This is a genomic window from Micromonospora sp. B11E3 (genome assembly GCF_039871625.1).
In the GTDB taxonomy this organism is placed as follows: domain Bacteria; phylum Actinomycetota; class Actinomycetes; order Mycobacteriales; family Micromonosporaceae; genus Micromonospora.
On sequence record NZ_JBDPMC010000012.1, the window covers coordinates 36,947 to 51,119 of the forward strand.

4 protein-coding genes are annotated in these 14,173 nt (G+C 70.0%); 3 read left to right on the forward strand and 1 reads right to left on the reverse strand.

All coding sequences use genetic code 11. From position 1 onward, the window contains the following. Positions 1 to 12: 12 nt before the first annotated feature. Positions 13 to 4,671, reverse strand: a complete 4,659-nt coding sequence (locus ABGB16_RS09240) for a LamG-like jellyroll fold domain-containing protein (RefSeq protein ID WP_347667560.1) — start codon at positions 4,669 to 4,671, stop codon at positions 13 to 15. 353 nt (positions 4,672 to 5,024) lie between these two features. Between ABGB16_RS09240 and ABGB16_RS09245 the strand changes: the two genes are divergently transcribed. The 3 genes from ABGB16_RS09245 to ABGB16_RS09255 all read left to right on the forward strand — a co-directional run bounded on the left by ABGB16_RS09245 (position 5,025) and on the right by ABGB16_RS09255 (position 14,163). After that, positions 5,025 to 11,891, forward strand: coding sequence for an RHS repeat-associated core domain-containing protein (locus tag ABGB16_RS09245; protein ID WP_347667561.1), 6,867 nt, complete (start codon positions 5,025 to 5,027; stop codon positions 11,889 to 11,891). Between the two features lie 47 nt (positions 11,892 to 11,938). After that, positions 11,939 to 12,508: a hypothetical protein gene (locus tag ABGB16_RS09250; RefSeq protein ID WP_347667562.1), complete on the forward strand. Its 570-nt coding sequence runs from the start codon at positions 11,939 to 11,941 to the stop codon at positions 12,506 to 12,508. Between the two features lie 206 nt (positions 12,509 to 12,714). After that, positions 12,715 to 14,163, forward strand: a complete 1,449-nt coding sequence (locus ABGB16_RS09255) for an HlyD family efflux transporter periplasmic adaptor subunit (RefSeq protein WP_347667629.1) — start codon at positions 12,715 to 12,717, stop codon at positions 14,161 to 14,163. Positions 14,164 to 14,173 lie beyond the last annotated feature (10 nt).

The window sequence follows — 14,173 nt, forward strand, 5'->3', positions numbered from 1 at the left end:
GCCACCGCTGCGTCAGGGGATCTCCGTCCAAGCCCGCAGCCCGCCGCCCGGGGCGGGCTGGTCGGTCATGAAGATCCGGCCGTCGGTGGTCCGAGCCAGCAGGGTGATGGCGTCGTTGCCGTTTAGTACGGCGGTCGGGTCGCTCTCGAAGCCCTGCGCGGGCTGGTCCGAGTTTATGATGGCCCAGGTGCCGAAACTTCCACCGACGGCGGACTGCTGGCTGCCCCAGATCTTGCCGTCGGCGCCACGCCCGTAGATGACGATCTTGTCGTTGCTGGTCATCAGTGGCGCGGGGTCGCCCGGGAACGCCGGCTGGCCGGAGCCGACAAGTGACCACGCACCGAAGGCGCCACCGACCGTGGACTGCCCCGCGCTGTAGATTCTGCCGTCCGCACCGGTTGCGTACGTCGCGAGCGTGCCATTCGCGTTGACCAGCGTGACCGGGTCGCCGACGAAGCCGGCTGACGGTCCGCCCGTGCCGGTCGTCACCCAGGAACCGAACGCAGCCCCGGGCGAGGGCTGGCCGACGCCGTGCATCTTCTTGTCGGTGCCCCTGGCGTAGATGACGATCGCGCCGTTTGCGGCCTTCGTGACGTATGGGCGGCCGGCGACGCCCGAGCCACCGATGCCGATCCGCTGCCAGGCGCCGAAGGTGCCGCCCACGGTGGTCTGGTTCGTGCCCCAGACCCAACCGTCCGCGCCGCGGGCGTACAGGGCGATGCCGTTGTCGGTGGCGAGGACCGCACTGGGGTCGCTGGCGAAACCGGCCGCGGGCTGGCCCGTACCAATGGCCCGCCAGGTGGTGAAGGCGGCGCCCACCGACGGCTGGCCCACCCCGTACATCTGGTTGTCGGCGCCGCGCGCGTAGAGCACGATGGTGCCGTTGGCACCCTTGAGCGCGGTGGGCGAGCCGACGAAGCCGCTGCGGTCGCCGATCCGCACCCAGGCGCCGAAGTTACCGCCGGCGGTGGCCTGGCCGCTGCCCCAGATCCAGCCGTCGGCGCCGCGGCGGTAGGCGACGACCGCCCCGGTTGCCGACTCGATCGCAGCCACCTCGCCGCTGCTGCGGGAATCGGCGTCGACGGTCCAGACGCGGTCCCAGGTCTGCACGTACGCCATCGCCCCGGCGAACCAGCCGCCGTGGCTGCTGGCGCCCGTACGGTGGCTGCCCATCCGGAACTCGCCGGTGGCGGTCCACCCGGTCGTGTGCGTGGCACGGCCGGCGTGGATGCCGCCGAGGTAGAGGGTCATGGCGCCGCTGGACTTGGTGTAGCTCGCCATCACGTGCGTCCAGACCCCGATCCGGGCGGTACCCGGGGCGGTGACCGCCGTGTCGAGGACGGGGCTCGTGGCGTCGGTCCGGGCCAGGGCGAAGCGCCACGATGCGTCGCTGGCGTCCGTCCAGAGCTTGAAGCCGGCGGTGTTGACGCCGTTCTGGGACAGCACCGTGCCGCCGAGGGCCGTGGGTTTCACCCACGCGGAGACGGTGAAGTCCGCGTTGGTGTTGACGGCCGAACTGGCGGTCTTGATCGTGCCGCTGGTGCCGTCGAAGACCACGTCGGGATCGAAGGCGTCCCCGGTGCTCCACTTGGCCCCGGCGTTGCCGGTGGCGTCCAGGGCGCCCGCGGTGTCCTTCGCGGTGCTCACGGGAACGTCCGCGCTGTCGTCGTTGAGCTGCCAGTGGTGGTTGGAGGTGACCAGTGCCTGTGCCGGCTGTGCGCTGATGGTGCCGAGTCCGGCGGCCAGGTTTCCGACGTACCACCTGGTGGTCGTTCCGCCGGATCCGACGGTCCACAGGTCCGGGGTTCCGTTGCTGTCGATGTCTGCGGCGCGGAGGGTGAGGTCCGCGCCGGGGCTCCAGGCGTCGGCCAGCTTGTAGGGGGTGAAGGTGAGCAGGTTGTTGCCGTCGAAGGCGAGGCCGGTCCAGAGGTGCAGGGCGCCGGTGGTGCGGTTCCAGAGGAACATGTCGGTGCCGGTGCCGACCTGGGCGGTGGTGATGCTCCAGTTGTTCCAGTCGGTGCCGCCGGTCGGGGTGGTCTGGTCGATGGGTTGGGGGAAGGCGTAGAGGGCGGGGGCGTAGAAGTTGGAGTAGTAGGTGAGATGGTGGCCGGTGGGGGTGTTGCCGCTGATTCCGATCAGTTCGGGGATGCCGGTTGCGGCGCCGCGGATGTCCCCGGCGTTGGCGAGTTGGCGCGGCATGACGCCCTCTTCGGCGAGGAGGTCGCCGGAGACGCTGAACTGGTTGCCGCTTTGTTGGGCCTGGATGATCGAGCCGTCGCCGTTGGTGCGAAGGACGTCGCCGTTGCCGGTGGCGGGGTAGTAGACGAGGACGTCCTGTAGGCCGGTGCCGGTGAAGTGGCCGGTGATGGCCTGGCCGCCGTTGAAGTCGGCGGGGGAGTTGTTTCCGGTGACCCCGTTGCCCCGGGCTCCGATGTTCGTGCCGGCCACGGCGGTCTGCTCGCTGCCGCCGGGGGCGAGCCACAGCCCGGGCGGTAGGCCGTGGGTGGCACCCACGGTAACGAGGTCGGGTGCGCCGTCGCCGGTGAGGTCGGCGTCCGGTGCGGTGGCGGCCGGGTTGGAGTTGAAGGTGACGCTCTTGGTGTCGCCGATGTTGCCGCCGGCGGAGACGCTGGTGACGGTCAGGGTATTGGTGAACCGGGTGGGGGTTACGGTGATGGTGGCCGCGCCGCTCGTTGCGGGCGCATCGACGGGCGGACCGGCGTTGACCTGGTAGACGTAGCCGCTGGGGTTCGTCCCGTCGGCCGGGGTGATGTCGACGGTGAACGGCTGACCGATGGTGGTCGTGCCGTCGGACACCTCGGGAATGTTCGGCGCGCCCGGACGGGTCGGGTCGAAGGCGAACGAGCAGACCGCCGACCAATCGCCGGTGGCTCCGAAGTCGGTGGCCTGAACCTTCCAGGAGAACTCGGTGCTGGCTCCGCTGGCTGCGGTCCGCAGCGTGGCGACGGGCACTACGAGCACCGCGGTGCTGCCCGAGGGGTAGGTCAGCAGGTTCGGGTTCGACGAGACCAGAGCGGTTTCCGTCGCGTCGGATTTCTTCCAGAGCTTGAAGGTGACGCCGAGGGTACCACCGTTGCGGTCGGAGACCGGGGCGTAGAGGGAGACGGAGGCGTCGCCGACGGTGGTGCCGCCCGTGCAGACCGTCCTGGGGGAGGTGGTCATGCCGGTGGGCTTGTTGGGCTTGTGGTTGTACTCGATCGTCAGCGTGGGGCTGGTCTCCAGGAACTCCTTCCAGCTCTGGGTGTCGCTGGCCTCGTTCGCGGCGACCATCCACAGAGTCCGGGTACCCCTGTCGGCCGCGACGTCGGCCTCGATCTGGTCGGTGATGTCGAAGGAGACACCGGCCGCGTCGCAGCCGCTGTAGCCGTAGGCGAAGCTCTTCGACGCGGCGAGGGGGCCCTTGGACTGGCCCTCCCAGTAGTTCCAGGTGGCGTTGGAGGAGGACAGGGTCGTGCCGGGAGCGTAGACGTTGACGGTCTTGGCGGTGCAGTTCCACGACCGGGTGTTGGTGATTTTGAAAAGGGCGGAGTTGATCGTCGCGCCGTCCAACGTGCTGTACGGGACGGCGAAGTTGATCAGGGTGTTGGAGCGCTGGCTGCCGGAGTTGCCGACCTGCATCCGCCCGATCAGATCGGGGGTGTTCTTCCAGTAGTTGGTCGACTGGTGGTAGTAGGAGATGGTCGCCCAGCCGCCCTTGTCGGTGCCGTAGGCCGACCAGTGGAACGTGGGGTCGATGTAGACCGGGTACACCGTCTTCGCGTCGGTGAGCAGTGCCCGGTCGGGGGTCAGCCGCAGCTTCCCGGGGGCGATCGTCACCCCGATCGGGGCGGTCCTCGCGGCGCGGCCCGGCGCGGCAGGGCTGGACGCCGTGGAACCGCGCTCGGCGGGACCGGTCTGGGCGGTGGCGGTGGAGTCCCACATGGTCGGGGCAGGGGCGGTCAGCACGGTTGCGCCGTGGCGGTCGCGGCCGGTGATGTTCCCGGCGGCATCGGCGGTGAGGGTGACGTTCTCGCCCGTGGTGGCCAGGTCGACGGTGGCCAGCTCGGGGTTGGCGGCGGCCCGCCGGTTCTTGACGACGAAGACGTGGGAGAAGCCGCCCTCGGCGGTGGCGGTGACGGTGAGGTCGACGCCGGGCAGCACCTCCGGATAGGTGGCCGTCGGCCCGGACAGGGTCGGCGCGGGCAGCGCCATCGGGGCGGTGACCGCCAGGGTGCGGGTGCCGCTGCTCATCCGGGCGAGGGGGCCGGTGCCGCCGGGGGACAGACGGATCGGGTTGGTCGACACGGCCGGCGCGATGCTGCCGTCGGGGTGGCGGACCAGGGTCGGGTCGAGGGTCTTCCACTGCCCGTCGACGCGGGTGCGGGTCGGCACCGCGGTCTGGGTCAGTTGCACGACACCGTCGGGGCGGGCGGTGACCGTGGCGGTCGGGCTGCCGGCGGCGGTGGCCTCGACGGGCTTGCCGGTGCGCCTGGCCTGTGCCATCGCCTGGTCCACGCCGAGCGGTGCGGCGGCGGCCGGCTTCGCGGCGGCGAGTGCGGCGACGGCTGGCGCGAGGGGCAGGGCCGTTGCCGTGCCGGCGATGAGGACGCCGGCTGCGACGCCTGCCGCGGCAGCAGCTCGCGTCCTACCCGGAGGGTGGGATTCGGGCATGACGGGTTTTCCTCCCCGTGCTCGCGTCCGGCGGACGCGCTGCGGCGTCCGGTGGGCGGCCACAGTGAAGCAGCCGGGGGTGACTCTGGGGAACGACTTCGGTCACACGCGGTGATCCTTTCGATCTGCTATGTATCATTTCGTCTGTGTGATCTTTGTCTATCGATATCATTTCGTGACCTCTGCTCGCGGATGACGTGAAAGATTGTTCGCGCCACGGGGGTGTGCGAACGGCCACTCTGCGTGGCGTCCTTGCATCTCGGCAGAGTGGGGTTCGCATGGTAGGGCACGGGGGCGTACGCCTCTGGTCTCGTCCCAGACGTCTGGTCGCGGTGGCCGCGGCAGCGTCGCTGGTGGGGAGCTTGTTGTCGGGTACGCCGGCGGCGGCGAAGCCGGAGGACGACGGGCTGGCGAAGCTGCCGGCGATGTACCCGGGGCGGTCGGTGACCGGCGTGAAGCCCCTGCCGGCGAAGTTCGTGACGCCGCCGGACGACGCGGAATCGAACCACCGGCCTTCCCGCACCGCCTGGCCGAAGGCAGCCAGCGCGCGGGTCGACCTGGCGGCCCTGCCCACGACCGCCGGCGCGCGGGAGGCCGGGCCGGTGAAGGCACGAGCGACCGGCACCCCGGTCTGGGTCCAGGCGGTTGCCAAGGGCGGCCGGTACGCCGGCCCGCAGCAGTTCGACGTCACGGTCGTCGACCGGGCGGTGGCTGAGGCGGCCGGGCTGGACGGAGTGCTCCTGTCCGTGACCCCGGCGTCGGCCACCGGTGCCGGGACTGTCCGGGTGGGAGTGGACTACGGCAGCTTCGCCGAGGCGTACGGCGGCAACTACGGCCTCCGGTTGAAGCTGGTGGAGCTGCCGGCCTGTGCGTTGACCACGCCGAAGGTGGCGGAGTGCCGGACCCCGACGCCGTTGCGGTCCACCAACGACGCCGCGGCCAGCACCGTCTCCGCCGAGGTCCAGCTCGACGCCACCGCGACCGGCGGCCAGGCGTCCAGCGCCACGACCGTGCTGGCGGCCGTCGCCGGCGTCGGTGAGGAGGGCGGCAAGGGCGGCACCTACGCCGCGACCGACCTCGCGCCGTCCGGCTCCTGGAGCGCCGGAGGAAGCACGGGCTCGTTCTCGTACTCGTACCCGGTGACCGTGCCCCCGACCCGCTCCAAGCTCGTGCCACAGGTCACCCTGGCGTACGACTCGGGTGGAGTCGACGGCCAGACCTCCTCGACCAACGCCCAGGCGTCCTGGATCGGCGACGGTTGGACCACACCGAGGTCGTACGTCGAGCAGACCTTCGTGTCCTGCAAGGACGACCCGGGCGGCAGTCCCTCTCCCGTCGAGACGTACGACCGCTGCTACAGCGGTCCAATCCTGACCGTCGCGCTGAACGGGTCCTCCAGCTCCCTGATCTGGGACGCCACGAAAGCGGTGTGGAAGCTCCAGAACGACACCGGCGCCGTGGTCACCCACGTGACCAACTCCGGTAACGGCAGCGGGACCTACAACACCGACTACTGGCGGGTCACCGAGCGCGACGGCACTGTCTACGAGTTCGGCCGCAACCGCCTTCCCGGCTGGACCTCGGGGAAGCCGGACACGAAGTCCGTGGACCACACCCCGGTCTACTCGCCGCACTCAGGCGACCCCTGCTACGACTCGGCCGGCTTCTCCTCCTCGGTCTGCACCATGGCCTACCGCTGGAACCTGGACTACGTCAAGGACGTCCACGGCAACGCGATGGCCTACTACTACAACCAGGCGACCAACTACTACGGCCGCAACGAGGGCGCCACGGACGTCTCCTACATCCGGGACAGCCACCTCGCCCGGATCGACTACGGCTTCCGCGACAACGGTGCGTACGGGACGGTGCCGAACCGCGTTGTCTTCAACACCGGCGACCGCTGCCTGTCCGGCACCTGTCAGCCGCTGAACTCGACCAACAAGGCCAACTGGCCCGACGTCCCGTACGACCTGATCTGCAACTCCGGCACCGACTGCCAGGCGTGGAGCCCGTCGTTCTTCTCCACCGTGCGGCTGACGTCCATCGAGACCCAGCAGTACGACACCGTCACGTCGAGCTACAAACCGGTGGACTCGTACGCGCTGGGCCACACGATGCCCGCGACCGGCGACGGCACGTCCCCCACGCTGTGGCTGTCGTCGATCACCCGCACCGGCCATGACACCACCTCCGGTGGCTCTGCCTCCGCCATCGCCCTGCCGTCGGTGTCGTTCGACGGCGTCAGGCTCGCCAACCGGGTGGACACCGCCGGTGGGCTGCCCAACTTCTACCGGCAGCGCATCTCGGCGATCACCACCGAGACCGGCTCGGTCGTCTCACCCAGCTACGAGCTGCCGCGGCCGTGCACCGCGCCGGTGACGCTCACCCCGGCGTCGAACACGAGGTCCTGCTACCCGATCTACTGGACGCCCGACGGGCTCCCGAACCAGATCCTGGACTGGTTCAACAAGTACGCCGTCACCCGGGTCACCGCCACCGACCCGACCGGTGGCGCCCCGGCCACCTCCACCAGCTACGAGTACGTCGGCGGCGCCGCCTGGCACTACGACGACAACGAGGTGATCAAGGCCAAGTACCGCACCTACGGCCAGTTCCGTGGCTACGGCACGGTCCGTGTGCGGAACGGCGATGGGATCTTCGACTCCCGGACGCTGTCCGAGACCACGTACTACCGCGGCATGAGCAGGAACAACAACAGCACCGTCGTCAACGTCACCGACTCCGCCGGCGGGGTGCACGAGGACGTCGACCAGCTCGCCGGCCGGGCGCTGGAGTCCACCAACTACCTCGGTGACGGCGGGCCGGTCGACAACTCGACGATCACCTCGTACTGGGTGTCGGACGCGACCGCGACCCGGAGCCGGACCGGCCTGCCCGCGCTGACCGCCACGTTCACCGCCCCGGTGCAGACCTGGCGGCGGCAGGCGGTCACCACCGGTGGGACCACCACCTGGCGGTACAGCCAGACCGACATGTCGTACGACACGTCGATCACCTCGCCCACCTTCGGCCTGTTGAAGCACTCGTACGACCACACGGTCCCGGCGAACGCCGCCTACGACCGGTGCACCACCACGACCTACGCCCCGGCGAACACCGGCCTCAACCTGGTCGGCCTGACCAGTCAGATCGAGACCGCGTCGGTGGCCTGCGACGGCTTCACGCAGGGGTCGCCGACGTCCGTGCCGGGCAGCGTCAACACGCTGACCGCCCCGGCGACGGTGAACCGGCCGGCGCAGGTCGTCGAGCACGTCCGCACCTTCTACGACGACCCGTCGTTCGCGACGACCTTCCCGCAGGTCGCCCCCACCAAGGGCAACGTCACCATGGTCCGGAAGGCCTCCGACTGGGTCTCCGGCGCGTACGTCTACCAGACGACCGACCGGGCGGAGTTCGACGTGTACGGCCGGACCACCGGCAGCTGGGACGGCAACGGCAACAAGTCCACGACCGCCTACACGGACAACGCGGTCGGCCTGACCACCGGTCTGACCGTGACGAACGCGGAGGGACACGCCTCGTCCCACACGATCACGCCGATGCGGAAGCTCACCACGTCCGCCACCGACCCCAACGGTGTGGTGACCCGTACCCACTTCGACGCGCTCGGCCGGACCACGGCGGTCTGGCTGGCCTCCCGGGCCACGAGCACCCCCGCCAACGTCAAGCACACCTACGCGGTCTCCAACATCGGACCGACGGCGACGACGACGCAAACGCTCAACAAGGACGGCAACTACCAGACGTCGACCACCATCTACGACGCGCTGTACCGGGTCCGGCAGACGCAGTCGGTGACCCCGCAGGGCGGCCGGATGGTAACCGACTCGTTCTACGACAGCCGGGGTTGGGTGCGGGCGACGTACAACGGCTGGTGGGACGCCGCCGTCGGTCCGGGCACCACCCTGGTCTACAGCGACAACCTGGTGAAGAAGGCGCTCAACCAGACCTTCAACACGTACGACGGGCTCGGCCGGGTCATCCTGGCCGAGAGCGCCCGCGACGGCGTGGTCAAGTCGTCGGTGCGTACGGTGTACAACGGCGACCGGACGACGGTCATCCCGCCGACGGGCGGCACCACCACGGCGACGGTGACCGACCCGATGGGCCGGGCCGAGAAGTTGCTCCAGTACACCTCGGCGCCGACGTTGAACAGCCCCGCCGACCCGTTCACCGGCGTGTACCACCTGACCGGCGGGACGACGGTCGCCACCAGCTACGGCTACGACGGCCACGGCAACCAGTCCACTCTGACGGACGCGGCCGGCAATGAATGGACCAGCGAGTTCAACCTGCTGGGGCAGTTGGTCAGCAGGGACGACCCGGACGCCGGCGAGAGCACGACGCGCTACGACGGCGTCGGCAACATCATCGAGACCACCGACTCCAGGAACAAGACGGTCTCGTACACCTACGACAAGATCAACCGCCGGACGGGCAGATACGCCGCGCCGGTTTCCGGGCAGTCGACGAGCAACCAGCTCGCCGCCTGGGTGTACGACAACGACAATTCGGCTGTCCTGCCGATGAGTAACGCGATCGGCAAGCTGACCACGGCAACCGCCTTCCACGGCGGCGCCGCCTACAGCACCCAGTGGGCGGGCTTCAACGCCTTCGGCGCCTCGACCGGGGAGACCATCACCATCCCGGCCCCCGAGGGGCTGCTCGGCAACACCTACAGCTTCAGCCACAGCTACCACTCCTCGACCGGGCTCCCGCTCACGGACACCTTTCCGGCCCGGGGGAGCCTTCCCGCCGAGACGATCCTGCGCGGCTACATCACCAACCTGGACATGCCGAGCACCCTCGGCGGCCTGGCCGGCTACGCCCAGTCGACCGAGTACGACGCCTGGGGACGGGTGACCCGGGGAGTGGTGGGCTCCAGCACGAGCCTGGCCTCGATCGTCAACGTCTACGACGACCACAACGGTCGCCTTCAGCGGCAGAAGGTGACCAAGACGACGACCACGACCAGGGACGTCGCCCAACAGGACTACGAGTACGACCTGTCCGGCAACATCCTCAAGAACGTCGACACCCGCTACGAGCCGACCACCGTCTCCGAGACCGAGTGCTACCGGTACGACTCGCTGCGGCGGCTGACCAAGGCGTGGACCGCGACCGACAACTGCGTGGCCACCCCCTCGGCCGGCAACCGGGCAATGGTGGGCAGCGGCATCGGCGCGACCAGCGCGTACTGGACCGAGTGGGAGATCGACTCGCTCGGTAACCGCACCAAGCAGACGCAGTACTCGCTGACCGGCGGCACCGACACGACCACCACGTACGCCTACGACGGCAACGGCAAGGGGCAGCCGCACACGCTGACGGGAACGACCACCACCGGCGGCCTGACCGGCAGCACCTCGTACGCCTACGACGCGGCGGGCAACATGACCACCCGTCAGGCCGGGCAGGGCACGCAGACCCTGACCTGGGACGACAGCGGCGAGATCACCTCGGTGACCGGCGGCACGGACGGGAACAGCACCTTCCTGTACGACGCCGACGGCAACCTGCTCATCCAGAAGGACCCAGGGGCCACCACCCTCTACCTGCCCGGTGGGCAGATCGTCCTGAACACCGCCACCCAGACGCTGAGCGGCACCCGCTACTACCCGCTGCCCGGCGGTGCGGTGGCGTACCGGTCGGGTAGCGGCACGGCGTACGGCTTCATCGTGCCCGACCACCAGGGCACGCCGAGCCTGTACCTGAACAACACCGCCCAGGTGCCGACCTGGCGGCAGTACACGCCGTACGGTGCGCCGCGGGGTGCCACGGTGTCCGTACCCGACAACCGTGGTTTCCTGAACCAGCCGCTCAACCCGAACACGGGCCTGACCCAGGTCGGCGCCCGGAACTACGACCCGACCATCGGGCGGTTCGTCTCGCTCGACCCGTTGCAGGACGTGACCGATCCGCAGCAGTGGAACGGCTACTCCTACGCCAACAACTCCCCGGTCACGATGAGCGACCCGAGTGGCCTCATCCCGTCCGACTGCCGCGAGTTCGACTGCCGCGGGTACGACCCGCGCCCCCTCAAGGAGGGTGACGGTCGCGGCGCGGGCGGTTGCCCGTACGGCTGCGGCACCGACGAGAACATCAAGTGGGGCAACGACAACGGCCGGAAGAGCACCAAGGCCCGGAAGTACAACCACCCGCGCGACCTGGGCTTCGGCATCAGGGTGCCGGAGACGGTGCCGCTTGAGGAGTTCATGCGCCGCTGGAACGACCGGCGGGCGGAGCACTTCCGCGCGTCGAGCCAGGGCAGCAACGAGGACTGGATGCGGGACGCCACCGCTGCGCTCGCCATGAACATCTGCCACGAGATGGGCAACCCGGGCGGGTGCGATCAGTGGGTTGACGAACTCTGGTCGATTCACTACCAGTGGGGTGCCGAAAACCTGCCCACCGACGACCTACCTGGAATGAATGGCGTCGGTAGAACCGGCAAGGGCAAGGGCCGAGGCCGCGGGCCGGACGTCGATGCCGGGTGCATGAGCTTCAGTGGCGACACCGAGGTGCTGATGGCCGACGGCAGCACCAAGCCGCTCGACGAGATCGAAGTCGGTGACGAGGTCATGGCCTCGGACCCGGAGACCGGCGAGCAGGGCCCGCGGCGGGTGACCCACGTCTGGGCGCACTGGGACGAGCTGATCGACCTCGAAATCGGTGGAACGCTTCTCACCACCACCGAGGACCACCCGTTCTGGAACCACACGGACCGTGAGTGGCAACAGGCGCAGGAGTTGGACCGCGGTGACCTGGTCACCGGCCCGGACGGGCACTTCTTCGCCGTGGGCGGCCTGCGTCCCGCCTCGATCCAGACGGCCCTGGCCTTCAACCTGACGGTCGGTGGCATCCACACCTACTATGTGATGGCTGGGGATGCCCCGGTCCTTGTGCACAACACGGACGGGCCGTCGCCGAACCTCATCCAGCGTGGAGTTCAGCAGATTCTGGACGGGACGCTGCAGCAGCGTACGAATCCGGATGGGTCGCTGGACTTCTACCAGGGCGGCAACAACAGGAAGACGCAATGGTGGGCGGGTGCGAAGATCTATGCTCCGGACCCGAACAACAACGCGTACAGGATTCTCGAAAAGAACGGTCAGTTTGCTTGGATCGGGCCGGACGGAAAGAATCCGGATGGTCACAACTACAACAAGCTCAATCCTTTCGTCCCGAAGTGCTGAGGTCAATGAAAGATCCAAGGCGACCATCTGGCCTGTTGGTGGCCAGGATGGCGGGGTTCGGGTTCGAGTTCCTGAGCTTCGAAAGATCGACGGGCATACCCAGCTTCGCGGCCTGGATGGTGACGTCCACGCATCCAAACGAGGGGCGGCGCGACCGAACCGTCGGTATCGACGATCCGGAGCGGGTGTCCAGAGCCAATGCTGACTGGTACGAGTTGGCTAGTGACTACGGCCTCTTTGCGGAGGACCGCCGGTTCCTGGTTTCGCTGGAAGTTCCCCTGCCGAGCCCGGTGGGTGGCGCTGACGAGGAGGAGGTGGGTGAACTGGTCTGGGGCCTTGTCGAACTGGCCGAGGAGTGGGACGTCATGGGCTTGGGAGCAGCCTCCGGCGTCCTCGGCTGGGCGTCCGGTTGCCCAGGTTTCGCCATGTCGTCACTCGATGGCTCGGTGTTCGTGCAGGGAACGGTATGGCAGGAAAGCATTGGTACTGCCGTGCTGCCCGCTCCGCACAAGGTGGCGTCACTTCGTGAAGTTGTTCGGCGCAATGTCGGCAAGTCCTACCGCACTCCGGCGGAGGACGCGGACGCGTTGGCATGGCTCGCTCGGGGCGATACGTAGCTATGTAGACAGGGCGGAAACCGGCACCTGAATGTGAACGTGGAGCCGGTTGAGCAAACGGCGTCGCCGCGAATGCGGCGGCGCCGTTTGTCTTACGAGCGGTGTCGTGGCGCAGGTACCGGCCCTCAGCAACCTCGTCCAGGCTGAGCTGCCCGACTGGGAAAAGCGGGCTCGGGTCATGGTGCGGTCGACAAGACCCTCGTAGCATCGGTCCGGTGCGTCGCACCGACCAGCCGCAGCTGCGCGCAGCCACGCGGCCCCGCCTGCTCACCGCCCTGATCGCCGTCACCGTCCTCACCGGCACCACCGCCGCCGCCTGCGGCGACGAGAAGTCGCCGGTCGCCTCGGCGACCGCGCAGCGGTCCACGGTCACCGAGGTGATCGACGCCCCGGCGACGGTCACCGCCCGGGCCGCCGCCACGCTCACCGCCCCCGCCGACGGCACGCTGGCCAGCCTGCGCGTCCAGCCCGGTCAGCGGGTGAAGCGCGGCCAGGTGCTCGCGGTGGTCGACTCGCCGTCCGCCCGGGACCGGCTGCGTCAGGCCAAGGAGGCGCTCGCCGCCGCGAAGCGGGCCGGGCGTGGGTTCTCCGTCGGCGACCTGGGCGGCAGCCGGCGGGGCACCGACCGGGCCGCCGCCGACGCGTTCGACGCGGCGCAGGCCGCCGCCGAGAAGATCAGCGACCAGAGGCTGCGTGACGCGCTGCTGGCCCAGGTGCGCTCCGCCCGCAAGCAGTATGCCGCCGCCGCGCGGGCCGCCGACGACGCCGTCCGGGCGGTGCAGCGGGGGATCGGCGGGCTGAGTTCCGCCGTCGGCGCGCTGTCCGCCGCGCAGCGGGTCCAGGCCCAGCAGGCGTACGACCTGGCGAAGGCGGCCGTCGACGCGCTGACGCTGCGCGCCCCGATCGCCGGGGTGGTGCAGCCCGGCGGCACCCGGGCCTCCGCCGGCGTCCCGCCCGAGGCCCTGGCGGGGCTGCTCGGCCAGTCCGGCGGCGCGGCGGCGGCGATCGACCCGTCCGCGCTCGCCCCCGCCCAGGGCGGCCCGCCGCCGGGCGTGGACGACGCGGTGTCCGTCGGCGGCCGGGTGACCGCCGGTACGCCGATCCTCACCATCGTGGACACCGGCGCGTTGGGCCTGCTCGCCGAGGTCGACGAGACCGATGTCCTGCTGGTCCGTTCCGGCCTCGCCGCCACCGTCGAACTGGACGCGGTGACCGGCGCGACGTACGAGGCGACCGTCCGCTCGGTGGACGTGCTGCCGACCACCTCGGCGCGCGGCGGCGTCTCGTACCGGGTGCGGCTGGCCCTCGGTCCCGGCCGGCTCGGCGGGGCAGAGGGCGAAGCCGGGGCCGGGGCCGAGGCCGGAGCCGGAGACGGGGCCGCGACCGCCCCGACGCCCCGGCCGGGCATGAACGCGATCGTCCACCTGCGGGTCCGGGAGGCGGCCGACGCCGTGGCCGTCCCCGCCTCGGCGGTGTTCTCCGCCGACGGGCGGGACGCCGTCTGGGTGGTCCGGGACGGCCGCGCCGAGCGGGCGGCGGTGACCGTGGGCGTCCAGGGGCAGGACCTGGTGCAGATCCTGGGCGGGGTGGCGGCCGGCGAGCGGGTGGTGGTGCGCGGCACCGACCAGGTCCGCGCCGGCCAGGAGGTCCGGTGAGCCGGAGGAG

Coding starts and splice junctions, on each gene's coding strand:
- ABGB16_RS09240 (WP_347667560.1), bottom strand. CDS start 4,671: ATGCCCGAATCCCACCCTCCGGGTAGGACGCGAGCTGCTGCCGCGGCA.
- ABGB16_RS09250 (WP_347667562.1), top strand. CDS start 11,939: ATGGCGGGGTTCGGGTTCGAGTTCCTGAGCTTCGAAAGATCGACGGGC.